This is a genomic window from Citrobacter sp. B72, from assembly GCF_016894305.1.
GTDB classification, from domain to species: Bacteria; Pseudomonadota; Gammaproteobacteria; order Enterobacterales; family Enterobacteriaceae; genus Citrobacter; species Citrobacter portucalensis.
Genome location: NZ_CP069801.1, coordinates 2050402 through 2073394, shown reverse-complemented (window position 1 = coordinate 2073394; position 22993 = coordinate 2050402). Strand labels below are relative to the sequence as shown.

General features: G+C 50.9%; 21 protein-coding genes. 5 read left to right on the top strand and 16 right to left on the bottom strand.

Going from position 1 to position 22993, the window contains the following annotated elements; translation table 11 throughout:
• Positions 1-5 precede the first annotated feature (5 nt).
• Together tap and tar are read right to left on the bottom strand one after the other, a co-directional pair.
• Positions 6-1607, bottom strand: coding sequence for a methyl-accepting chemotaxis protein IV (gene tap, locus JQN59_RS09900; RefSeq protein WP_071446161.1), 1602 nt, complete (start codon positions 1605-1607; stop codon positions 6-8).
• A gap of 43 nt (positions 1608-1650) precedes the next feature.
• Positions 1651-3306 carry a methyl-accepting chemotaxis protein II gene (gene tar / locus JQN59_RS09895; protein WP_003833879.1) on the bottom strand — a complete coding sequence of 552 codons (1656 nt, stop codon included), beginning with the start codon at positions 3304-3306 and terminating at the stop codon, positions 1651-1653.
• A 406-nt stretch (positions 3307-3712) separates the two neighbouring features.
• On the opposite strand from tar, the gene JQN59_RS09890 reads away from it, so the two are divergent.
• A complete protein-coding gene (locus JQN59_RS09890; RefSeq protein WP_003833882.1) occupies positions 3713-4972 on the top strand; it encodes a dicarboxylate/amino acid:cation symporter in 1260 nt (419 codons plus the stop codon).
• A gap of 76 nt (positions 4973-5048) precedes the next feature.
• On the opposite strand, the gene cheW is transcribed toward JQN59_RS09890, so the two are convergent.
• From cheW to flhD, 6 genes are all read right to left on the bottom strand, one after another.
• Positions 5049-5552 carry a chemotaxis protein CheW gene (cheW, locus tag JQN59_RS09885; protein WP_003034638.1) on the bottom strand — a complete coding sequence of 168 codons (504 nt, stop codon included), beginning with the start codon at positions 5550-5552 and terminating at the stop codon, positions 5049-5051.
• Between the two features lie 20 nt (positions 5553-5572).
• A complete protein-coding gene (cheA, locus tag JQN59_RS09880) occupies positions 5573-7609 on the bottom strand; it encodes a chemotaxis protein CheA (RefSeq protein WP_048224225.1) in 2037 nt (678 codons plus the stop codon).
• Positions 7610-7613: 4 nt separating this feature from the next.
• Entirely contained in the window at positions 7614-8543 is a 930-nt protein-coding gene (gene motB / locus JQN59_RS09875) for a flagellar motor protein MotB (protein ID WP_003034631.1), read from the bottom strand.
• Positions 8540-9427, bottom strand: a complete 888-nt coding sequence (gene motA / locus JQN59_RS09870; protein WP_003034628.1) for a flagellar motor stator protein MotA — start codon at positions 9425-9427, stop codon at positions 8540-8542. Before motA ends, motB begins: the two co-directional genes overlap by 4 nt.
• Before the next feature lie 124 nt (positions 9428-9551).
• A complete protein-coding gene (flhC, locus tag JQN59_RS09865; RefSeq protein WP_008785071.1) occupies positions 9552-10136 on the bottom strand; it encodes a flagellar transcriptional regulator FlhC in 585 nt (194 codons plus the stop codon).
• Positions 10133-10474 (bottom strand): flagellar transcriptional regulator FlhD, encoded by a 342-nt coding sequence (gene flhD, locus JQN59_RS09860; RefSeq protein WP_003034622.1) that lies wholly within the window; start codon positions 10472-10474, stop codon positions 10133-10135. Before flhD ends, flhC begins: the two co-directional genes overlap by 4 nt.
• 793 nt (positions 10475-11267) lie before the next feature.
• Between flhD and uspC the strand changes: the two genes are divergently transcribed.
• Complete coding sequence (gene uspC / locus JQN59_RS09855; protein WP_032943802.1) at positions 11268-11696, top strand: universal stress protein UspC; 429 nt, start codon at positions 11268-11270, stop codon at positions 11694-11696.
• 17 nt (positions 11697-11713) lie between these two features.
• On the opposite strand, the gene otsA is transcribed toward uspC, so the two are convergent.
• The 6 genes from otsA to JQN59_RS09825 form a co-directional block, all read right to left on the bottom strand.
• Positions 11714-13135, bottom strand: a complete 1422-nt coding sequence (gene otsA, locus JQN59_RS09850) for an alpha,alpha-trehalose-phosphate synthase (RefSeq protein WP_008785073.1) — start codon at positions 13133-13135, stop codon at positions 11714-11716.
• Positions 13110-13961, bottom strand: a complete 852-nt coding sequence (gene otsB, locus JQN59_RS09845) for a trehalose-phosphatase (protein WP_196239027.1) — start codon at positions 13959-13961, stop codon at positions 13110-13112. The genes otsA and otsB overlap by 26 nt, the downstream gene beginning before the upstream one ends.
• 127 nt (positions 13962-14088) lie before the next feature.
• Positions 14089-15075: an L-arabinose ABC transporter permease AraH gene (gene araH / locus JQN59_RS09840; RefSeq protein ID WP_003034609.1), complete on the bottom strand. Its 987-nt coding sequence runs from the start codon at positions 15073-15075 to the stop codon at positions 14089-14091.
• A 14-nt stretch (positions 15076-15089) separates the two neighbouring features.
• A complete protein-coding gene (araG, locus tag JQN59_RS09835; protein ID WP_149607409.1) occupies positions 15090-16604 on the bottom strand; it encodes an arabinose ABC transporter ATP-binding protein AraG in 1515 nt (504 codons plus the stop codon).
• A 132-nt stretch (positions 16605-16736) separates the two neighbouring features.
• Positions 16737-17726, bottom strand: coding sequence for an arabinose ABC transporter substrate-binding protein (locus tag JQN59_RS09830; RefSeq protein ID WP_003833897.1), 990 nt, complete (start codon positions 17724-17726; stop codon positions 16737-16739).
• Between the two features lie 318 nt (positions 17727-18044).
• The gene (locus JQN59_RS09825) at positions 18045-18602 is read right to left on the bottom strand and encodes a DJ-1/PfpI family protein (RefSeq protein ID WP_048235190.1); all 558 of its coding nucleotides are present in this window, start codon (positions 18600-18602) and stop codon (positions 18045-18047) included.
• A 555-nt stretch (positions 18603-19157) separates the two neighbouring features.
• On the opposite strand from JQN59_RS09825, the gene JQN59_RS09820 reads away from it, so the two are divergent.
• Positions 19158-19661 (top strand): non-heme ferritin-like protein, encoded by a 504-nt coding sequence (locus JQN59_RS09820; RefSeq protein WP_003034597.1) that lies wholly within the window; start codon positions 19158-19160, stop codon positions 19659-19661.
• A gap of 139 nt (positions 19662-19800) precedes the next feature.
• On the opposite strand, the gene JQN59_RS09815 is transcribed toward JQN59_RS09820, so the two are convergent.
• Positions 19801-20052, bottom strand: coding sequence for a DUF2766 family protein (locus tag JQN59_RS09815; protein ID WP_003034595.1), 252 nt, complete (start codon positions 20050-20052; stop codon positions 19801-19803).
• A gap of 129 nt (positions 20053-20181) precedes the next feature.
• On the opposite strand from JQN59_RS09815, the gene JQN59_RS09810 reads away from it, so the two are divergent.
• Positions 20182-21603, top strand: a complete 1422-nt coding sequence (locus JQN59_RS09810; RefSeq protein ID WP_048216119.1) for an MFS transporter — start codon at positions 20182-20184, stop codon at positions 21601-21603.
• Between the two features lie 33 nt (positions 21604-21636).
• Here JQN59_RS09810 and JQN59_RS09805 read toward each other — a convergent pair whose 3' ends face one another.
• Positions 21637-22275 carry an RpiB/LacA/LacB family sugar-phosphate isomerase gene (locus JQN59_RS09805; RefSeq protein WP_003034591.1) on the bottom strand — a complete coding sequence of 213 codons (639 nt, stop codon included), beginning with the start codon at positions 22273-22275 and terminating at the stop codon, positions 21637-21639.
• A 267-nt stretch (positions 22276-22542) separates the two neighbouring features.
• Here JQN59_RS09805 and yecR point away from each other — a divergent pair, with 267 nt between their 5' ends.
• The gene (gene yecR, locus JQN59_RS09800; RefSeq protein ID WP_008785081.1) at positions 22543-22878 is read left to right on the top strand and encodes a YecR family lipoprotein; all 336 of its coding nucleotides are present in this window, start codon (positions 22543-22545) and stop codon (positions 22876-22878) included.
• Positions 22879-22993: the final 115 nt, after the last annotated feature.

The window sequence follows — 22993 nt, the reverse complement described above, 5'->3', positions numbered from 1 at the left end:
CACATTCAGGATACAACGGGCGCAACCTGAGGCTGCGCCAACTCTTGTTTTGCTACGGTTTGCTCTTCAAGTTTAAAAAATGCGACACAAGCAGAAAGATGATCGGCCTGCGTCGCAAGTTGTCCGGCGGCGGATGCGGCTTCTTCTACCAGACCGGCGTTTTGCTGCGTCACGGAGTCCATCTGGCTGACGGCCTGCGCCACCTGCTCAATGCCTCTGCGCTGTTCATCGGATGCCGAGGCAATCTCGCCCATGATGTCGTTAACCCGGGTCACCGAACTGACAATTTCCGTCATAGTGCGCGACGCCATATCCACCAGCTGCGAGCCCTGATGCACCCGGGTGACAGATTCCTCAATCAGTCCCTTAATTTCTTTCGCCGCCTGTGCGCTACGGCTTGCCAGATTGCGCACCTCACCAGCGACGACGGCAAAACCACGCCCTTGCTCCCCCGCCCTGGCAGCTTCTACCGCGGCATTCAACGCCAGGATATTGGTCTGGAAGGCAATGCTGTCAATCACGCCGATGATGTCGCCGATTTTCTGCGAGCTGGCAGAAATCTCATGCATGGTGCTGGCGACCCGGGACGTCTGCTCGCCACCTTTATGCGCTGTGTCTGCCGCACTTTTGGCGATTCCTGACGCCTGGCGCGCATTATCAGCGTTCTGGCCGACGGTGGCGGTCAGTTGCTCCATGCTGGCCGCCGTTTGCGCCAACGCGGCCGCCTGCTGTTCGGTTCGCGAAGATAAATCGTTATTGCCCATCGCAATTTCTGAAATACCGCTATGCATGGCTGAGCTGCCCTGACGAACGTCACTTACCGTTTCGCGTAACGCCTTTTGCATCTTCTGCAGGCTGGCAAAAATGGCCGAGATCTCATTGCGCCCATAAACCGCTACCGGTCGTGCCAGGTTCCCCGCGGCAATACTGTCGAAATGGCTGCCAATAATCGCCAGCGGCTGAACGATCATCTTGCGCGACCAGAACAGCGCACCGCTGGTGAGCAGTGCCGCCAGTACCACCATGGTGGCGAAAATCACCCCCGACATATGGTAATTACGCTGACTCTGCTCTCCCGCCGTTTGCAACACGCTGTCGATGTTGCTCTGCCACGCATTCACATTCGCATCAAAAGCATCTTGAGCCGCCTGCACCGGCGCGGTCAGAAAATCTGACAACTGATTATTTTCAAGCCAGGTGGCCTGATGCGCGAGAGCGCTGTGCCACTGGCTGAAACTATTCTCCGTTGCGCCAAACAGCGCCTTGCCTTGCTCCGTCGAATCCGACGTCGCCATAAAGCGTTTAAACATCAATTCAGACTGCGCCAGGCTATCGCGCGCGAGGGTCATCAGCGTTTTGATGTCCTCTGGCGGATAGCTCAGGGCGGTCAGCGTCCCTGCCTTATTAAGGGCCGTACTGGCCTGTAATAACACAGCGCGGGTTTGGGCCAGCGCAGCGCGTTGCTGATTACTCCGTTCGACCTGATTCAGGTTCTGAAAACCGTCCCGAAATGCCCAGAAGGACAAGCCATTACTGCCAATCTGCAAAACACCGCAGAGGATTAAAATCAAAAACAGCGTGGTCGAAATTCGAATACGATTAAACATCAACGCTCCCATTGGGCGGCACTGGCCGCGGTTTAACTATCAGTCAAAATGTTTCCCAATTCGTATCTTGTTCAATGCTCTGGCGCGGATAGGATGCGCTCGGGGCTGCTGGTAATCGTGTATCGCGTGGTTTTGTCGAGGCCGGACGTGACGCAAGACGGAAAGTCGATACCGACTGCGTTAAGCGACTGGCCTGTTCTTCAAGAGCGGCCGCTGCGGCAGCTGACTCCTGTACCAAAGAGGCGTTCTGCTGCGTAACGCGATCCATTTCAGAGACCGCGAGCGCAACCTGATCAATCCCCCGGCTTTGCTCATCAGATGCCGAGGCAATCTCGCCCATAATGTCGGTCACCCGCGTCACGGCATTGACGATGTCGTTCATTGTTTCGCCGGCGCTTTCTACCAGTACGGAACCGGTATCAACCCGGGAAACGGAATCTTCAATTAATGCTTTGATCTCTTTCGCCGCCTGCGCACTGCGGCTTGCCAGATTACGCACTTCACCCGCCACCACGGCAAAGCCGCGGCCTTGCTCACCGGCGCGTGCTGCTTCAACTGCCGCGTTCAGTGCGAGAATGTTGGTCTGAAAGGCAATGCCATCGATGACGCTGATGATGTCTGCGATTTTCTTCGAGCTATCGGCGATTTCGTGCATGGTGTTCACCACGCTATCAACCACTTTGCCGCCATGCTGCGCGGTATCGGACGCGCTTTTCGCCAGTTGCGAGGCCTGACGCGCGTTGTCCGCGTTTTGCTTCACGGTTGCGGTCAGCTGTTCCATGCTGGCAGCGGTCTCTTCCAGTGCAGACGCCTGCTGTTCCGTACGAGATGAAAGGTCAGTGTTTCCGCTGGCAATTTCGCTGGTACCGGAATAAATCGCATCAGAGCCTTCACGCACCAGAGTGACGGTTTCCGTCAGCGAGCGCTGCATATGATCAACCGTACTGGCCAGCTCGCCGATTTCGTTACGGCCACTAACGGCGAGAGTTGCGGTCAGGTTACCGCTGGCGATTTCCCGGATATGGGCAATGACACGGGACAGAGGATTAAGCAGGGTATGACGGATGCCATACCAGACCACCACCAGAATCAGCACCAGCACCACGGCCAGCACGCCAAGCTGCCATTGGGCGAAATGGTAATCCCGTGCGCTTTGATCAAATGCCTGGACGTAAAGCTTTTCGCTAACGCTGGCGTACTTGCCCAGCGCCTCGCCGAGCGCGTTTTGCATTCCCTGCGTAGGCTGCGCGAAGTAGGCGTCCATATTGCCGCTTTCCAGAAACTGAACCAGTTCTGCCAGGGCCGCATGGTACTGCTGATATTTTTCCTCAACGTTGCCGCTGGCTTCTGCCATTTCCGGCAACGGTGTGATGTTTTTAAATTTTGCGTAATGCGTTTCAGCCTGCGCCAGCGATGCTTTCGCATTCTTCAGCAGATCGTTTTTGGCGCTGCTTTGCTGGTTAGACGCATCCATCATCATGCGCGCAGAAGAACGGCTTAAATTGATTCGTGTCTGCAGCATCAGATCCCATGTTGAGGTGAGTTCACTTTGCTGCTGTCGAAGATCGTTAGAAATAACAAAACTTTGCTGATTCTGCTGCAATGAAGAAAACAACAGACCACCGGAAACAAGCTGTAGCAGTGCGAAAACCCCCAGCACCATCATCAGCATTGTGACAACGCGGATACGGTTAAACATAAGGCACCTTCCTGAAAACGAGTTATCAACGTTATCGGCACTCGCTGAGATAACTTTACGTTTGCGAAAAGGAAATCCTGAAGGGATGTGAAGCCTGGCGAGGGGAAGATAAAACGGGTGCGCAGCAACCACAAATCATTCACATAAAAACACCATAATTATCATGTAAATAACATTTATTTTTATCGGTGAGCACGGTCAGAATGGCCGAAATACGCATTTTTATGTGATTGAGATCACACATACGCATCGCAAATACCACAACAAAATGGATAAAAAATTAAAAAAAGTTGTATCCGCTTACGCTTTAATCCAATTTATATGATGAATACCTCGTTACCACTTAATAAGTATAAAAAATGAGTAACCGATCAATAAATGTTAAATCCTTACTGAGGGCTTTTTAGTGGCAAATGCAAACAAACTCACGTTGTTTATCGTGATCTTCATGCTGGCGGGGATCCTGTCGGGTGCGGTGATCCACTCTTATGCCTCCCCCGGCGTCGTGACCGCCTGGGCCGATAACATTACGCTTCTTACCGACATCTTTTTACGCCTGATTAAAATGGTGATCGCGCCTTTAGTATTCAGCACCCTGACCGTTGGTATTATGCGCCTGGGAGAAACGTCCACCATCGGTCGTGTGGGCGGCAAAGCGATGATCTGGTTTATCAGCTCTTCTATACTGTCTATCCTGGTCGGTCTGTTTGTGGTTTCCCTTGAGCAACCCGGCAGCGGGTTGAACCTGGCGATCCCGCTGGAAGCCACCGACACCGGCCTGGCCGTAGGCGGCATGAGCCTGAAAGGTTTTCTGACGCATACCATTCCAACCAGCATCGCCGAAGCGATGGCTAACAATGAGATCCTGCAAATTGTGGTGTTCTCAATGTTCTTCGGTATTGGCGGCGCATCCCTTGGTGAGAAATTCAACGCCCCGCTGGTTGCGGCGCTGGATGTGGTTTCCCATATTATGCTCAAAGTGACCGGCTACGTGATGTACGTTGCGCCGCTGGCAATTTTTGCCGCCATCTCCTCTGTTATCTCTACCCAGGGTTTGGGGATTCTGCTCAACTATGCCTCGTTCATCGGCGGCTACTATGTGGCTATTTTGCTGACCTGCCTGGTTCTGCTGGCTGTGGGTTATGTGATGCTAAAAAAAGAGGTATTCCGCCTGGTGAGCATGCTGAAAGACCCGGTTCTGGTCGCCTTCACCACCAGCAGTTCCGAAGCTGCTTATCCGAAAACGCTGGAGCAATTAACTAAATTTGGCTGCTCACCCAACATCGTGTCATTCGTGCTGCCTATCGGTTATTCGTTTAACCTGGTCGGTTCCATGGTCTATTGTTCATTTGCCTCCATGTTTATCGCGCAGGCCTATAATATTCACCTCTCCTTCGCAGAAATCACCGTCCTGATGCTGACGCTGATGCTGGCGTCCAAAGGGATTGCCGGTGTGCCGCGTTCAGCACTGGTAGTGCTGGCTGCAACCATCCCGAGCTTTAACATTCCGGTCGCCGGGATCCTGTTGCTGATGGGAATTGACCACTTCCTGGATATGGGACGTTCAGCAATCAACGTATTAGGTAACGGGATTGCAACGGCGATGCTGGCGCAGGATGAAGGTTTACTGGAAGAAGAACCGGAGCTGGTTGAGCGGGAAGCGTAAGAGGGAAATCTGCCGGATGCGCTACGCTAATCCGGCCTGCAACAGCAATCATTGTAGGCCGGATGAGTTATGGCGATTATGCGACGTGGGAAGCGGCAATATCCAGCAGCGCCATTTCTTCGCTGTTCAGCAGCTTCTCAATGTTGACCAGAATCAGCATCCGGTCACCCAGCGCACCCAATCCCGTCAAATATTCCGTCGACAGCGTGACCGCAAACTCCGGTGCCGGACGGATTTGATCCGTTGTCAGCGACAGCACATCCGAGACGCCATCTACCACAATTCCAACCACCCGCTGACCCAGATTCAGCACAATCACCACTGTGTTTTCGTTGTAATCCACATCGCTCTGGCTAAATTTCACGCGCAGGTCGACGATAGGCACAATCACACCACGCAGGTTTGTGACGCCTTTGATAAACGCAGGCGTGTTAGCGATGCGCGTCACCTGATCATAACCACGGATTTCCTGCACTTTCAGGATATCGATACCGTACTCTTCATCCCCCAGCGTAAACACGAGGAATTCCTGACCTGACGGTTCGCCGGCCAGTTTAGTTACATTACTCATACCGGTCATATTATTCCCTTCTCACTCAATCAGGCGGCTGTGATCGCCACACGTTGTTCGCGGTTTAACCCCTGCAATGCAGAGACATCGACAATCAGCGCGACGCTGCCGTCGCCGAGGATCGTTGCAGCAGAAATACCTGGCACTTTGCGGTAGTTGCTTTCCAGGTTTTTGACCACCACCTGGTGTTGACCAATTAACTGATCCACCAGCAGCGCATAGCGACGCCCTGCACTTTGTAAAATGACCACTATGCCCTGAGTCGCTTCAGTTTTAGCGCCTTCAACCTCAAAGACTTTCCACAACTCAACCAGTGGTAAATATTCGCCACGCACTTCCAGAACGCGCTCTCCTCCGGCCAGCGGATGGAGATCTTCTTCGCGCGGTTGCAGCGATTCCATAACGGCATTCAGTGGCAGAATGAAGACCTCATCGGCCACACGCACGGACATCCCGTCGAGGATCGCCAGCGTCAGCGGCAGCAGAATGCGAATAGTGGTCCCCTGTCCCTGTTTAGACTGGATCTCAACATGGCCGCCCATCTCCTGGATATTTCGCTTCACCACATCCATACCCACGCCGCGTCCGGAAACATCCGTTACCTGTTCGGCGGTCGAAAAGCCTGGCGCGAAGATCAACATACCCACTTCGTCATCGCTCATGTTTTCGTGGATCGGCATGCCCTGAGAGACAGCTTTAGCCAGGATACGTTCGCGGTTCAGGCCAGCGCCATCATCGGTCACTTCAATACAAATATTCCCGCCCTGATGCTCCGCGGAAAGCGTCAGATTACCGATAGGGCTTTTGCCGGATTCAAGGCGTTTTTCCGGCAATTCGATACCATGGTCGAGGCTGTTACGCACCAGGTGCGTCAACGGATCGATGATGCGTTCAATCAGGCTCTTATCGAGTTCGGTTGAACTACCTACCTGCGTCAGCTCGACCTGTTTACCCAGCTTACCGGCCAGATCGCGCACCAGACGAGGGAAACGGCTGAACACGTACTCCATTGGCATCATACGAATCGACATCACCGACTCTTGCAAATCTCGGGCGTTACGTTGTAACTGACCCATACTGGTGATGAGATCGCCATGATTGACAGGATCCAGTTCGTTAGAGCGCTGGGCCAGCATCGACTGCGTGATCACCAACTCGCCAACCAGGTTAATAAGCTGATCAACCTTTTCTACCGCTACGCGGATACTGGTCGACTCGCTGGCGCGGGCGGGTTTTTCACGTTCCGCGCGGCTATGTGGTGCTTCACTGGCGGTAGCTTTCACCGCAGGTGCCACAGCAACCGGCTGCGGCTCAGTGACAACTGCTACCTCTTCAGCTTCAGCTGCCACAGGCGCTGCGCTGACGGTTTCGAATTCAATTTGGTCAGCTTCAATGACAAAGCAAAGCACCGCGATGATGTCATCTTCTGCGAGGTTGCCATCAAGCGTTGCTGATAGCGTGTCGCTTCCTTTTACCACATCGGTTAAGGTCGCCAGATTCCCCAGTTCCTCTTCCAGTAAATCCACTTCGCTGGCTTTCAGGCGCGAGAGAGTAATGCGTTTTTTGCTCTCTTCACTGGCGGGTTCAGGCTTTGCAACCGCCTCTTCCTGCATCGCGGCGCTGTCAACAACGCTAAGTTTTGCTGAGTTGACAACTGCCGGTGCGGTTTCACCTTTCGCTTCGAGCGCTAACTGCCGTAACGCCTGGCAGATGTACTCAAAACTGTCGGCATCAGGCTCCACTGAGCTTTTATAGGCGTCGAGCTGTTCCTGCATAATATCTTTCGTTTCCAAAAACAGGTTGATAATGTCGGCATTGAGCTGCATCTCGCCACGCCGCGCTTCATCCAGCAGGTTTTCCATCAGATGGGTCGTTTCCTGCAAAATGGTAAAGCCGAAGGTGCCCGCCCCGCCTTTAATCGAGTGCGCTGCACGAAAAATGGCATTCAGCTGTTCGGAATCCGGGGCTTCAGGAACCAAATCAAGCAGGTGTTGCTCCATATCAGCCAACAGTTCGTCAGCTTCATCAAAAAATGTCTGATAAAAATCGCTAATATCCATGCTCACGCTATCACCTCGGATTGGCTGGTGGCGATGTGGGAACGCTTACCGGCGGGAGTTCCGCTGGCCGTTGTAAGACACTTACCGGCTCATTCTGGCTTTCAGCGTTTTCATGCAAAATGGCCTCTTCTGCCTGCTTATTGAGAACCAGCAGGCTAATACGGCGGTTGATAGCGTCTTCAGGACCGCGATCGCTCAGACGCATCGTGGCGGCCATACCTACCACACGTAATACTTTTCCATCATCCAGACCGCCGCTAACCAGCTCGCGACGCGATGCATTTGCGCGATCGGCAGACAATTCCCAGTTGCTGTACCCTTTCTCACCATTCGCGTAAGGGTAATCATCCGTGTGACCGGAAAGGCTGATCCGGTTAGGGATCCCGTTGAGCACTGGAGCAATCGCGCGCAGGATATCGCGCATGTAGGGCTCAACTTCAGCGCTACCGGTCTTAAACATCGGTCGATTCTGACTGTCGATAATCTGTATCCGCAGCCCTTCCTGAACTAAATCAATCTTTAAATGCGGACGCAGCGCCCGCAGTTTGGGATCGGATTCAATCAGTTGATCGAGATCGCCGCGAAGTTTGCTCAAGCGGCTCTGTTCCATACGTTTTCTCAGGTCATCAATATTCGGCTGCTTGTTCACCTCGCCCTGCTGCTGGGTGTAATCATCCCCGCCGCCTGGAATCGGGCTTTGGCTATTCGAAATACGATTTCCCCCGGTCACTGCGGTGGCCAACGGTGTACGGAAATATTCGGCAATCTGGATCAATTCTTTAGGGCTGGAAATAGAAATGAGCCACATCACCAGAAAGAAGGCCATCATTGCGGTCATAAAATCGGCGTAGGCGATTTTCCACGAGCCGTGCGCCCCACCACCGTGATTCTTATGTTTGCGTCGCTTTACAACGATAATGGGATGGGCCTGATTTTTCATGCGTCCTCGGTCGTCTGTTGCGCAGTTGGATTTCTCACCGCACGAACATGTTCTTCCAGTTCGATAAACGAAGGACGTTCGCTGGAGTACAGTGTCTTACGACCAAATTCAACGGCAATCGGCGGCGCGTAACCATTCAGATTGGAGAGCAGCGTTATCTTCACGCACTGCATCATTTTGGTTGTTTCAGCGCTTTTCTGTCGCAGAACGCTGGCAAGCGGAGAAATAAATCCATAGGCCAGCAAAATACCGAGGAATGTTCCCACCATCGCATGCGCAATCAACGCACCCAGCTCAGCTGCCGGGCGGTCGGCAGAAGCCAGCGCATGCACAACACCCATAACGGCCGCGACGATCCCGAATGCCGGTAGCGAGTCGCCAACCATCGCCAGGCTATTCGCCGGAACTTCGGCTTCGCTCTCATGAGTCTCAATTTCTTCGTCCATCAGCGCTTCAATCTCAAACGTATTCATGTTACCGCTGATGATCAGTCGCAGATAATCGACAATAAAATCAAGCATCACGGCATCCGCAAGAATGCGCGGATAGCTGGCGAAGATTTCACTTTCTTTTGGGTTTTCGATGTCGCGTTCAAGCGAGAACATGCCCTGTTGACGTGACTTGGCCATCAGGCGATACAAGAGCGCCAGCAGATCCATATACATCGCTTTGGTGTATTTCGAACGACGGAAAAGCAACGGGATCGCTTTCATCGTCCCTTTGATGGCTTTCCCGTTATTGCCGACGATGAATGCCCCAATACCCGCACCACCGATAATCACCAGCTCAGCCGGTTGATAGAGTGCCCCAAGGTGTCCGCCGGTCATCATGTAACCGCCGAAAACTGTACCAATAACAACCAGGTAACCTAATAAGATAAGCACGACATCATCCTTTCGCAATTGACTATGACATGATGCGCAGTCGGGCAATTAACGTAAGGTCAGGACAAAAAAAAGCAGCGGTAATTGCTTACCGCTGCTGGAGTGTTCATCCACACCGTATCAGTTAAACAGCCTGTTCGATCTGTTCATCCAGCAGTTGTGGAATAATATCGGCAGCATTCTGGGAAAGTTTACGTCTTTTTACGGCCCGTGATGGCGGTTGGCATAAACTACAGGCAAAGCTGCCTGCGGGTTGGTGTGCGTGGGTGATAAAATTCCCACCGCAGCAATTGCATTGGGACAACTCCAGCAATCCGCTGTCGACAAATCGCACCAGCGTCCACGCGCGGGTTAACGCCAACAATGGCCCTTCTTCAGGCTGCGGACACTGCTCAAGATATAACCGATACGCCTTGATCACGGCATCCACGCCGCTACAGAGACCCGTTTTGAGCAGGAATTGCCATGCATTGCAAAACATCGACGCATGAATATTTTGTTCCCACGTCATAAACCAGTCGGTGGAAAACGGGAGCATCCCTTTTGGCGGAGGACTACCGCGTAATTCTTTGTACAGCTTGATTAATCGACCACGGCTTAATTGCGTTTCGCTTTCCAGCATTTGCAAACGGGCGCCCAATGTGATTAATTCCATTGCTAACTGGATATCACGCGCTTCCTGAACAATGCTTTTTTCGCTCATCATCAAGCCCTTTTCTTACGTGCTGCATCATCGATGTCGCTTAACAGGCGTGTTGAAAGCATGATACCAGTATGAATTTGCTGAAGATCGTCAACGCGGGAGTCTTGCGTCAGGCGAGTAACAGTCTGGTGATCGTCGAAACGGAAATGACATACCAGTTGGTTTGTTTCGGCCAGTTTGACCATTTGAGGAAGTGTTAATGTTGCCAACGTGTCCGCCATTTCCTCGCTGATACCAAGGCGAAACATCGCAGATGCTTTGTCCTGAACGATCAAACGCTGTGCAAGCAATAAATATGACAAATTGATGTCATAGATGTGTTTCAGCAACTCGGATGTATGCATTATTTGCATCCATAATAACCAACATTGTTTTCATGCGGTAAAACCGCACCCCGTGATGTCGCCGGGAAGGCCCGGTAAAAAAAAGCAAAAGGTCAAATACATAGCAGCGTGACGACACTTACGCGTTGTCTAAACATTCCCTTTTAAGAAGGCAGCGTCCCTTACAAGCTCACATCAATTCTTACAAATGTCTAAGATTTTTCCTAATTCGACGCAACTCTACCCGCCGTCAGTTACACATACAACGGAGGTATGCTGCGAATTTAAAGAATATGTGATCAAGATCACATAAACCAGCCAAACACTTAACATAAATCCATCAGCGCAGCTTTTACTTTGCTTATTTTTTAATCCGCAATCATCTATTTCAATTCCTGATGTACGAATATTCTTGCAATAAAACCGAATAGTATTTTGTTCACATCCGTTAATATCACGCCGTGAAATAGCGAGCTGGATCACATATTTAACTCAAAAAACTTTTTTAATTAAATTCTTTAGAAACAATAAGTTAAATATTTAGAGTGATTAATTAATACCGCGATGTGACGACCTTGCAAATGTTAATATATGTTTAATTTTTATTAACACATTGTTTTCATTAGCGGTGGGTTTCACTTAAGTAACCTGAACATATCTGCAACTAATATGAATCGATTATTCTATTTATAAGAATAATTAATGAATAATCATGATGACATTCACACTATCGAGGCGGGAAACGTTGCAGTATGGGGTAAGCTGAGTAAAGCTGAAAAGCCCTCTCATAATTCTTGAAAAAAAGGAGCGAGTTATGAGCTATTCGCACATTCTTGTTGCTGTTGCCGCCACCCCTGAAAGTCAGCAGTTGTTAGACAAGGCGGTTTCTATCGCTCGCCCTGTCAACGCCCGAATTAGCCTGATTACGCTGGTCTCAGACCCCGAACTGTATAACCAGTTTGCTGCCCCCATGCTGGAAGACCTGCGTGAAGTGATGCAGGAAGAGACTCAGGATTTTATCGACAAACTTAGCAAAGAAGCAGAATACCCCATTGAGCATACCTTTATTACCTATGGGGCTCTGAATGAACATATCCTGGATGTGTGCCGCAAACACGCCATTGATCTGGTCATTTACGGCAACCATAACCACAGTTTTTTTTCGCGCGCTTCCTGTTCAGCGAAAAGCGTGATTCATACCAGCCAGGTGGACGTTCTTCTGGTTCCGCTAGCTGGAGATTAATCCACAGTGCCACGACTTCATGCGAGTTTAGAACAGGAAGAGATATTGTCTGGCAGTTGGCATTGACTCCGACGCGGCGTGACCGTTTTAAGATCGCAAATGAACGTCGCCTGCCAGTTGTCGATATCGTTTTTAACGATAGTCTCAAGCATTTCAGCGTGGCGCGAGATACGTTCGGTAAGTGGCATCGTCAGCGCCTGGTTTAATGCGCCTGCCACTTCATCCCGGTCATAAGGATTAACAATAAGCGCGGAGGTTAGCTCGTTCGCCGCCCCGGCAAATTGCGATAAAACCAGCACGCCAGGGTTAGCAGGATCCTGTGCGGCCACAAACTCTTTCGCCACCAGGTTCATACCATCGCGCAACGGGGTCACCAACCCTACATCAGAGTAGCGGAAGATCTTCATCAGCAATTTACGATCAAAATACTGGTTCAGATAGTAAAGCGGCGTCCAGCCCAGTTGCCCATATTTGCCGTTGATTCGCCCAGCCTCTGTTTCCAGTTGGTGGCGAATATCCTGATAGGCCTGCACCTCTTCACGCGAGGTCGGTGCTATCTGCGTATAGCGAATTTTACCGTGGTGCTGCGGATAATGTTCCAGTAAGGCCTCATAGGCCTGAAAGCGCTCCGGCAAGCCTTTGGAGTAATCCAGACGCTCCACGGAGAAAATATTCTGCACATTTTTAAGCTCCGCTTTTAGCTGTGCCAATTTTGGTGGCAGCGGACCGGACGCCTGTCGAGCAATCTCATCCGGTTCAATACCGATGGGATAAACCTGAGTGCGAAACGCTTTTCCCCATGCCAGGTGCTGCTTATCTTTATGCGTGGACACCCGAGTCTGGGCTGCGAGACAGTCCAGAAAAGCCTGACGATCGTTTTCGGTCTGGAAACCAAGCAAATCAAAATCACACATTTGTTCAAGCAGCGCTAGATGTGGCGGGAGCGCATTAAAAATTTCCGGCGTCGGAAAAGGAATATGCAGGAAAAAACCGATGCGATTGCGCACGCCGCGCTTACGTAGCTCGCAGGCAAACGGCAACAGATGGTAATCATGAACCCAAATAATGTCGTCATCGCCAAGCAACGGCAGAAGTTTATCTACCAGTAAGGCATTAACCCGTTGGTAACCTTCCCAGGCAGAGCGCTGAAACTGAACTAAATCCAATCGATAGTGAAACGCGGGCCATAAAACCGCATTTGAAAACTGGCAGTAATACTCTTCGTAATCTTGCTCACTCAAATTAAACGAGGCCCAGGTGATATTGCCACGGGTGACCTTTTTTAACGGTTTATCCTCATTACCTGTATCACCACTCCAGCCAAACCATAAACCACCAGCAGCTTTTAACGCGCCCAGTACACCGACCGCGAGCCCACCCGCGCTCCCTTTGTCATCTGGTGAGGCGATACGATTAGATACTACGACTAAACGACTCATAGCCACCTCTTCTGTTATTCGTTGCTTTCGGTTCTTGCTGCGAAGAGTTATTTTTCTCCAGCCAGTGCCAGACATCCCTGACACCATCCAGACGCCATGTTGCCTGCGTCGGCCCGCTCCCTACCTTTACAGAAATACCGCCAGCGCGGTTAACTACAGCAAACCCTGTTTCATCTGTCAGATCATCACCGAAAAACACAGGGATCCGGCCAGCAAAAGGCGCTTCCTGCATAAATGCAGCTATCGCGTCGCCTTTATTACTGCCCTTAGGCTTTATTTCCACGACACATTTTCCGTGCTGCAGAGCAAGCTGCGGCCATCTGCGCGTGATGCGTTCAGCCAGCGTAACCAGCGCCGCTTCGTGTTCGGGTGCCTGGCGATAATGCAACGCGAAGGCCATGCCTTTGGTTTCAAGTGTTGTCCCCGGTAACGTCACCAACGCTGCGTGTAATAACGCCCCGGCTTCACGTTCGATACCTTCAGGCAGGTTTACTATGTGCGTTTGACCATTGATGTCACGGCGTTCTGCCCCATGCACTCCGGCAAGCGGAAAACGAAACGGAGTAGTGAGTGCGTCAAGCTCAACCATTGAGCGCCCTGAAATCAATGCCAGCGCATCCGCATTCTGCGTCGCTAACCGATGTAGACATTGCAGGATTGTCTTCGGGACAACGACCTGGTCGGGAAAAGGTTTAATCTCAGCAAGTGTCCCATCGAGATCAAAAAAGTAAGCACAGTTTGCAGATTGTTCAGGGGGTAAAGTCAGTGATGCTGTCACCCGGTTATCCTCCTCATCATGGTCAGAACGCCACGCGGATCGCGGCATATAGATGATGTATGACGGATATAAGTATAGACAGTGTGACCATGCTCGCCATTTGAAAAAACAATCGCCAGCCGGGTAGCGGCTGGCGATGGGCAGAAGCTAGACTAAAAAGTTAGGGTTTAAATCATCAAACGGTACGCTTCGCTTTTTGCTTGTAACGGTCGAAGATCACCGCCGCCAGCAGGATGAGGCCACGTACCACATACTGCGCGAACGGAGAGATATTCAGCAGGTTCATCGCATTCTCAACCGTCCCCAGGATCAACACCCCGGCCACCACATATGAGATTTTTCCGATGCCGCCTTTAAGCGAAACGCCCCCTAACACGCAGGCCGAAATAACGATCAACTCATAACCGATTGAGGTCATTGGCTGGCCGCTGGTCATACGCGATGCGAGGATAATCCCGGCAATGGCGGATACCAGACCGGAAAGAATAAAGATAATAATCTTGGTACGAACAACCGGAACCCCAGCCAGGCGCGCCGCCTCTTCATTGCCCCCAATGGCCAGTGTATTACGCCCAAACGTGGTTTTGTTCAGCAGTAAGCCAAAGACAATGAAACAAACGACCGTGATCCAGATAGGCGCCGGCAGACCAAACCAGTTAGCATAGCCGAGTGTGAAGAAACGCTCGTCTTCAATCCCGACTGCCTTACCGTCGGAGATAATATAGGCCAGACCACGTACAATCTGCATTGTCGCAAGAGTAGTGATCAGGGCGTTAATTTTTAACCGCGCAATCACGAACCCATTGACCAGGCCACACAGAATACCGAGTAGCAGCCCGGCAGCCACGCCAATCCACAGACTTTCGGTCATGTTAATGACTACGGCAGTGGTTACACCAGCACAGGCAATTACAGACGCGACAGACAGGTCGAAATCACCGGATGCCAGGCAAAACAGCATCCCGCAGGCAACCATACCCGACATCGATACCGCCAGCCCTAACCCCTTCATGTTGATGAAAGTCGCAAAGTTTGGCACAAAGAGGGAACAAACCAGGAACAGCACGGCGAACACCACCAGCATGCCGTATTGATCCCAAATGCGGCCCAGATTTAGCGCCGACTTCGCTGCGCCAGAACCCGATGTAGAAACGGAAGACATCATACTCTCCTTATTCAGGCTACAGCCTGGCTGACTTTAGGCATAGCAAGGCTCAACGCCTGGCGCTCATCCGCCTGTTCATGAAGTAACTCACCGGCAATTTCGCCTTCTCTCATCACCACAATACGGTCGGCAACACCGAGTACTTCTGGCAGGTCACTGGAAGCAAACAATACGGCCACACCGCGCGCTGCGAGGGCATAAATCACGTTGTAAATTTCATGCTTGGCGCCCACATCAATGCCGCGTGTAGGCTCATCCAACAAAATCACTTTCATCTCTTCCGATAACCAACGGCCGAGAATAGCCTTCTGTTGATTACCCCCGGAGAGATTCATGATCAGTTGCTCTGCTCCCGGCGTTTTGATGTTGAGTGAACGAATATGGTGATCGGCATTGGTCTCTTCCCAGCCGTTGTTGATCACGCATCCCCCCAAAACATGCTTACGCCGTGCACTAATGTTGATGTTGTTGCGCACTGAATGGACCGGAATAATCCCTTCGGCTTTACGATCCTCCGGGCACAGCATCATCCCCGCTTCAATGGCATGGCTTGGTTTACGGATATCGATAGGCTGTTCATCAATAAATACCTGGCCCGCCGTGATACGCGTACCGCCGAACAGCCCTTTCATTAATTCGCTACGTCCGGCCCCCACCAGGCCAAACAGCCCGACAATTTCACCGCTTCGCACGGATAAGCTGATTGGCGTACGCACGCCTGGAGCTTTGACTTCATGCAGCCGCAGACGCTCTGTGCCATACGGTCTGGATTTCCAGCCATAGATATCCCCGAGGTCGCGCCCGACCATCGCCTGCACCAGCGCATCGTGATCGACCAGCTGCATGTCCGTGAAAGTTTTGACGTAATGACCATCTTTAAACACGGTGATGGCATCGCTGAGAGCAAAAATCTCCTCCATACGGTGCGAAACGTACAGAATGATGCGTCCTTCGTTGCGCAGCTCACGGATAACGCGAAACAGATTCTCAATCTCGCGAGCTGACAGGGAGCTGGTTGGTTCATCAAAGGCGATAATTTTGGCGTTTCGCGCCAGCGCTTTTGCAATCTCCACCATCTGCCACTGGCCAATGGAGAGGTATTTCAGTGGGGTATCGGGATCGATATCCATCCCCAGATGCTTCAGCTGGATTCCTGCTTCATAGTTCAGCAGCGAGCGGTTCACAATCCCGCCTTTGTGCGGTAACTGCCCTAAATAAATATTCTCGGCAACGGTCATTTCCGGGACGAGATGCAGTTCCTGATAAATAATGGCGACACCGGCGTTGAGTGCGGCAGTGGTATCCGCGAACGAAACTTCCTGTCCGCGGATCGTCAGAGATCCCGTTGTTGGCGCATAGTTACCGCTGAGAATTTTTAAGAGTGTTGATTTCCCGGCGCCATTTTCGCCCATCAGCGCATGCACCTGTCCGGCATAGCAGTCGAAACTGATATCCGTCAGCGCCTTAACGCCCGGGAACGTTTTGCCAATGCCGCGAAATGAGAGATACGGGGTAGACTGTTGCATAACGTCTCCGTGAGTCAGGATTTTACCGGCCTGGAAAACCGCCGGACGTAGGCCCGGTAAGCACAGCGCCACCGGGCATTGCGCCGGAAGGCGGCTTCGCCTAATCCGGCCTACAACATCGCAGCATTTCTGTTACTTACCGCCCAAGCCTTTCTTCGCCAGCTCTTCTTTGAAGTTATCGCGGGTAATCAGCACCACATCTGTCACTTCAGTGAATGCCGGTGGCTCTGCACCTTTCGTTACCCAGTTGTAGAGCATTTCACTGGATTTGTAGCCGTGCACGTCCGGGCTTGGCAGCAGTGAACCGTAGAACCCGGTCGCTTCGCCTTTTGACAGTTCGCTCACCGCGTCAACGCCGTTGATCCCGATACCAATCACGTTTGGTGCTTTGAAGCCCTGCCCCTCGGTCGCACGTACGCCACCCAGCACGGTGTTGTCGTTCATGCCGACAATCAGCCAGTTTTTGACTTCAGGATGCTGAACCAGCATGGAGTTGGCGGCGTCAAATGCGCCGGGGATGTCATTCGATTTTGTTGGGACCTGGTAAATCTGTTTTTCCGGGAAGCCTGCGGCTTTAAGCGCTTCCATTGAACCAGAAGTACGACGACGTGCGGTATCCAGTTCGTTGGCGGTAATGGCCATTACGGCGGTGGATTTCACATCCCAACCGCGTTTTTGCATCTCCTTGTACAGCTCCTGGCCCTGGCGCTCACCAATTTTGGTTGCCGCCATCATCACCAGTGGCACGGTATCCATCGGCTTACCTTTGGCGTTGGCAAACTGGTCGTCGACGGCAATGACTTTCATATCGTAGCCACGCGCCTTAGCCATAATGGCTGGCCCCAGTTTTGGGTCTGGCGTACAAATCACAAACCCTTTTGCTCCACTTGCAGCCAGGCTGTCGATGGCGTTAAGGGTTTTCTCACCATCCGGAACGGCAATTTTAATCACCTCAAAACCAAGGTCTTTACCGGCTTTATCGGCAAATTTCCATTCAGTCTGGAACCACGGTTCTTCCGGCTGTTTGACCAGGAAACCGAGCTTCATGGATTCAGCGATAGCGGATTGTGACATAATGGCAGCCAGACCGATGGCAGCCAGCGCTTTAGTGAATTTGTGCATGGTTAACTCCAGCTTTAACGTTCTTTTATGTAGGGTAAAATCAGACGATTTTTTGTAATTCGGACGTAAAACAAGGCATTACCTTTTATTGATAAGATCAATGCCAGTGCTGAGAGTATTTTTAGCGGGAAATTGATTCTCCATAAGAGAGCGGCATCACACCACAGAATTACAGTAATTGCGTACATAAATTCAGCGGGAAATGACATAAAAAAACGCGGTTTTGTCGACGGGAAAAAAGAGGGGTAGCAGATTAATCCATAACATCAGCCAACGAATCCTTGTTCCCGAATACCGAAGCATTCGGGAGCACAATGATTACCATCTGTAATAAATGTGGTCAGCGTGATCGCGAACCGGAATGTCATCTTCCAGCAGACGCGCTGAAAGCGTGAAAGCAAAATCGAAAATATGCCCTAACCCTTTGCCGCTAATAAGATTGCCATCTTCAACAACCGGCGCATCAATATATTCTCCATCCGCGACGTTTTGCCACAGATCTCCCGAACACACGTAGCGACGCCCCTTCAGCAGGCCGTTGCCACCCAGCACGCGCGCCGCCGCAGAACACACCGGGCAAATGAGTTTTCCTGCCTCGTCATGGCGAGCGATAAACTGGATGACAGCCTCACTGGCGGCAAGGTTAACGCTGCCCTGCGGCCCGCCGGGTAACACAACGGCATCATAAAGATCCGTCTGACGCGCAGCCAGCGTGCTGTCCGTCACCATCGGCACGTCATGGTAGCTCACCACCGCACGGGACTCGGCGCAGGCCAGTGTTTCAACTTCGATCTGCAGGCGGCGCAGAATATCAATGGTAACAATGGCTTCCGCCTCTTCAAAACCAGGTGCCAGTAGCACGGCAACCTTTTTCATACACACTCCTCGATTTTTCCAAATACACCAAACAATAAATGTCGAATCATTCAGGCGCTTAACTTTATTAATTTCCACAAAACTGATCTGGCGCAAAAAAAATTAGCCAGCAGATAGCGTTCACAGACGCGGGTCAATGGTGAAAGTTCTTCATCCGAAGACCAGATAATCATCTGGCGACAGACAATACCTGATTGTGAAATTCCATTTCGTGATATGAAACATCATTTCATTATCAAAATTTCACTTTAATGCTATAAATATCAATCTGTTATATTCACATCATTTATATGCACAAGCGGAAAAATCACTAATATTGCTATGACAATATGTAAAAAATCATAAATACGCAGATTTAAGGATTTTCTTATGTCGGGACTGGAGTTATGCTGAATCTCGATCGGGAGCGAATATAATTCGTGATCACTAAAGGACCGGCGGAACGGATTTATTCTGCTAACAGTTTTAATTGTACGTAGTGGTGAGGTGTAGCGGCAGCCCGTTGCACTGACGTTAGTAACGTACATCCCCCTTTCTGGAAATAAGGATATTGATATGGCTGCAGTTGGAATTGTTCATAAACTTAACACGCAAATGAACCTCGAGTTCTACGCATCGAATCTTTACCTGCATCTCAGTGAATGGTGCTACGAACACAGCCTGACTGGCACCGCAACCTTTCTACGCACCCAGGCGCAAGGTAACGTGACTCAAATGATGCGTATGTTTAATTTTATGAAAAGTGCCGGGGCTAACCCTATTGTCAAGGCTATCGATGTTCCGGGTGATGAACTAACTTCCCTTGAAGAACTGTTTCAGAAAACGCTGGATGAATACCAACAGCGCTACAGCAAGCTATCACGCTTAACCAATGAAGCAGAAGCCTTGAATGATGCAACAACCATTGATTTTCTTCACGATCTGGAAAAAGAGCAGCAGCAAGATGGCGTGCTGTTACAGACGATTCTTGATGAAGTCCGCAGCGCTAAACGTGCGGGACTGTGCATGGCGCAAACCGATAAGCACCTGCTGAACGTCGTGAACTATCAACATCACTAATCTTCAATTTTCATCGTGTTAATGCCGGATAACGATGCGACGCACCTTATCCGGCTGGTGCTCAATTTTCTCTACGCTCACGCCTCTCATTCTGCGAGGCGCAAAAAAACCTTTCTAAAACCTGAAACAACGGTTTATTTTAGTGAGATTCATTCTGCGGCGTGAATTTCAACTCGATCAAGGCAACCGCTTTTTGTATTGCGCGCATAGTGACCGGATCGGCACCTGCAGGATGGCTGGAAAAGTCGATGCTTTTCAGCTGGCTGGACATTTTCTCCCGAACTTCTACTGGGGCAATAACATCAAGAACATCCAGAATCTGCTTGATAACCAGCTGACAGGCAACAACGTCCGAGAGCAGTTCCTGATCGGCATTCAGTGTTTGGGACATAGTGAGCTCCTTATAGAAAGGTCGTCATAGTACCCATTCAACGAACGAAACGATAGCCGCGCATGCCTTCCGAATGCGCTGAAAATAAAAATAGTTCCAGTCAGTTTCTTTTGAGATGGCAAGCACAACATGAGTGAACATTTAGCGGTTGAGAACAAACGCGGTCTATCCCCGGCTGCATTACTTGTTGCCGGGGCTTTCTTTATGGAGTTTATTGACGGCACGGTGATTGCCACCGCACTGCCCGACATGGCGAAAAGTTTTGGCGTGCACGCAGTTGACCTGAACATAGGTATCAGCGCCTATCTGATCACCCTCGCGGTACTGATCCCCGCCAGCGGCTGGATTGCGGATCGCTTCGGCGCCCGAAAGGTGTTTACCCTTGCACTGGCGATATTTACTCTCGCCTCAGTTTTATGCGGTTTGTCCGAAAGCCTTGAGAGCTTTGTCGCCATGCGAATCTTACAGGGTGTAGGTGGCGCGCTAATGGTTCCGGTTGGCCGACTCGCGGTATTGCGAACCACGCCTAAACATCAGTTGATCACCGCTATTGCGACCCTGACCTGGCCCGCGTTAGTCGCACCCATCATTGGCCCTCCCCTTGGCGGATTCATTACCAGCTATGCCAACTGGCGCTGGATCTTCTTCATTAATGTACCGCTCGGAATACTGGCGATTGCGCTGGCGCTACGTTTTATCCCGGATATTCATGACGACGAGCGCCGCCCATTTGATATAACGGGATTTATCGCAACCTCTGTTGCGATGGTGAGCCTGGTGTATGCCATGGAGTTACTGGGAACCCAACAGCCTCAGGGCTGGCTGACCGCCGGACTTTTGGCGCTAGGAACAGTGACCTTTCTGTTTGCCCTGCATCATTTTCATCGCACCGCCTGGCCAATGATTCGCCTTGATGCCATGAACGTGCCTACTTTTCGCGTCACCATGTATGGCGGATCGCTGTTTCGTGCCTCTATCAGCGCCGTGCCATTTCTGCTGCCGTTAATGTTTCAGGTAGGTTTTGGCATGAACGCTTTTCACGCGGGCTCGCTGGTACTGGCGGTATTTGTCGGCAACCTGACGATTAAACCTGCCACCACACCGTTGATACGCTGGCTGGGCTTTAAGAAACTGCTGTTGATTAACGGTGCACTTAACGTTTTGGCGTTGCTGGCCTGTGCATTAATTACGCCGCAGACCCCCGTGTGGGTTATTTTGCTGGTGTTGTATCTGGGCGGTGTGTTCCGCTCAATTCAGTTTACCGGCGTCAGCACGCTTGCCTTCGCGGACGTCCCCGCGGCACAAATGAGCTACGCTAATACGCTGTTCAGTACGGCGACACAATTAGCGGTGGGGTTGGGCATTTCTTTAGCCGCTATTGGCATCCGCATTGGCGATGTGGTCAGTGAAAAGCTGGCATTGGGCAATATTCCGGGGATCAGTTTCCGGCTGGCCTTTGTCGCTATTGCCATTATTTGTCTGGTAGGTATGGTGGATACGCTGCGGCTCACCCGTGATGCAGGAAGCGCAGTATCGAACAAGAACAGGTAGCCCGGAGGGTGAACGCCGCCGGGCTCACAGGATTTAGCCAATCACCTCGCGTACAAACGCTTCGATTGCTTTGTCCTGGCAGTTTTCAAAGAAGCACTGCTGGAAGCGCGGGCCTGATACAGCGGTTTTCACCAGTTCAGGATCGATCGCGCGCAGCGTGTCCAGATAATTTTCTTTTACCACAGCCGCTTTCACCTGATTCAGAATACCGGCGTTACGCACCTGCGGCTCTTTACGCTCCGGTGGGTAGCCTTCGCCGTTACGCCCGGTGAACGCTTTTTCAAACATATAGCGCACATTCAGCTCAGCACCCCAGCCAAAACCTTTGGCGAATGCCAGAGAAAGCGCGTTGCCGTTGTTGATCTGAGAGAACAAGAACGCATCTGCAGGATCAAGGCAATAACCACACACCACACCCGGATGGATATTCAGTGACATCATTGCCCCCTGGCCCGTACCGCAACCTGTAACAACAAAGTCTACAGCTTTGGAATTAAGCAGGATGCTGGCCATAATGCCTAAATGGATGTAGGTCAGATGATGATCATTTTCGTCGCTCATCCCAACGTTATAGACCGGAAAACCTTTCTCATCCGCAACGGCCTTAAGCTCGTTATGGATGATGGCGTTTTTGCTTGCCTGGCTGTTTTCCATCATCAATGCAATTTTCATTCTATACTCTCCTGAATGCGCTGCGGTAGCCCGCTGAAAGTCATAACATTCAGCCACATTACTATTTTGCAATCACACTTTCAAATTTAATGAAATTTAGTTTTAAAAAATAAAATTGCGCTCACATTCCTGTCTGAACAGTTCAGAATTACCTCAAGCAAATGACCTCGTTGTGATTAATCGCAGGTGATCTTCGGGCTATTCAAGCCATTGATGAGGGTCTCTGTATGCCATGATAGTGTATCTTCGAACTTTCAGAGCGATCTCATGAAGACCTTTATCCTAGCGCTTTTGCCGCTCATGCTGACAGGATGCACAATTACAAAACAGGCACAGGTCAGCGAAGCCAGCGCCATCACTGGTGTGGTTCGCCTGACTTATAATCAGGCCATGTTACAAACAGCACGTACCGATGACTACGTTACCCAAGGGACAGCCACTAAAGAGTGTCAGCGCCTGGGCTATGCCAGCGCAGAAGCGTTTGGTCAGCCGGTGTCAACCTGTAGCGTGTATGCAGGCTCTCTGTGCTTAAATACCAAAATTACACTCGCCTGGCAGTGTCATGGTGTCGCGGTGCCCCAATCACCTTCTTTCAATTATTAATATTTCCGACCAGCTCATTTTTGCTGGTCTTTTACCACTTTATTATTTATATCCTCCGTTTAATATCGTTAATGCGTTTTATTCCCATTCGCATTTTTAATAAATAAATTTATTA

Bases quoted from the DNA above. Each gene is read 5' to 3' on its own strand.
- cheW (WP_003034638.1), bottom strand. From the start codon at position 5,552: ATGACCGGTATGAGTAATGTAACTAAACTGGCCGGCGAACCGTCAGGT.
- araG (WP_149607409.1), bottom strand. From the start codon at position 16,604: ATGCAACAGTCTACCCCGTATCTCTCATTTCGCGGCATTGGCAAAACG.
- tar (WP_003833879.1), bottom strand. From the start codon at position 3,306: ATGTTTAACCGTATCCGCGTTGTCACAATGCTGATGATGGTGCTGGGG.
- flhD (WP_003034622.1), bottom strand. From the start codon at position 10,474: ATGCATACATCCGAGTTGCTGAAACACATCTATGACATCAATTTGTCA.
- tap (WP_071446161.1), bottom strand. From the start codon at position 1,607: ATGTTTAATCGTATTCGAATTTCGACCACGCTGTTTTTGATTTTAATC.
- JQN59_RS09820 (WP_003034597.1), top strand. From the start codon at position 19,158: ATGGCTGCAGTTGGAATTGTTCATAAACTTAACACGCAAATGAACCTC.
- JQN59_RS09830 (WP_003833897.1), bottom strand. From the start codon at position 17,726: ATGCACAAATTCACTAAAGCGCTGGCTGCCATCGGTCTGGCTGCCATT.
- JQN59_RS09810 (WP_048216119.1), top strand. From the start codon at position 20,182: ATGAGTGAACATTTAGCGGTTGAGAACAAACGCGGTCTATCCCCGGCT.
- otsA (WP_008785073.1), bottom strand. From the start codon at position 13,135: ATGAGTCGTTTAGTCGTAGTATCTAATCGTATCGCCTCACCAGATGAC.
- otsB (WP_196239027.1), bottom strand. From the start codon at position 13,961: ATGCCGCGATCCGCGTGGCGTTCTGACCATGATGAGGAGGATAACCGG.
- uspC (WP_032943802.1), top strand. From the start codon at position 11,268: ATGAGCTATTCGCACATTCTTGTTGCTGTTGCCGCCACCCCTGAAAGT.
- motB (WP_003034631.1), bottom strand. From the start codon at position 8,543: ATGAAAAATCAGGCCCATCCCATTATCGTTGTAAAGCGACGCAAACAT.
- JQN59_RS09805 (WP_003034591.1), bottom strand. From the start codon at position 22,275: ATGAAAATTGCATTGATGATGGAAAACAGCCAGGCAAGCAAAAACGCC.
- JQN59_RS09825 (WP_048235190.1), bottom strand. From the start codon at position 18,602: ATGAAAAAGGTTGCCGTGCTACTGGCACCTGGTTTTGAAGAGGCGGAA.
- JQN59_RS09815 (WP_003034595.1), bottom strand. From the start codon at position 20,052: ATGTCCCAAACACTGAATGCCGATCAGGAACTGCTCTCGGACGTTGTT.
- yecR (WP_008785081.1), top strand. From the start codon at position 22,543: ATGAAGACCTTTATCCTAGCGCTTTTGCCGCTCATGCTGACAGGATGC.
- araH (WP_003034609.1), bottom strand. From the start codon at position 15,075: ATGTCTTCCGTTTCTACATCGGGTTCTGGCGCAGCGAAGTCGGCGCTA.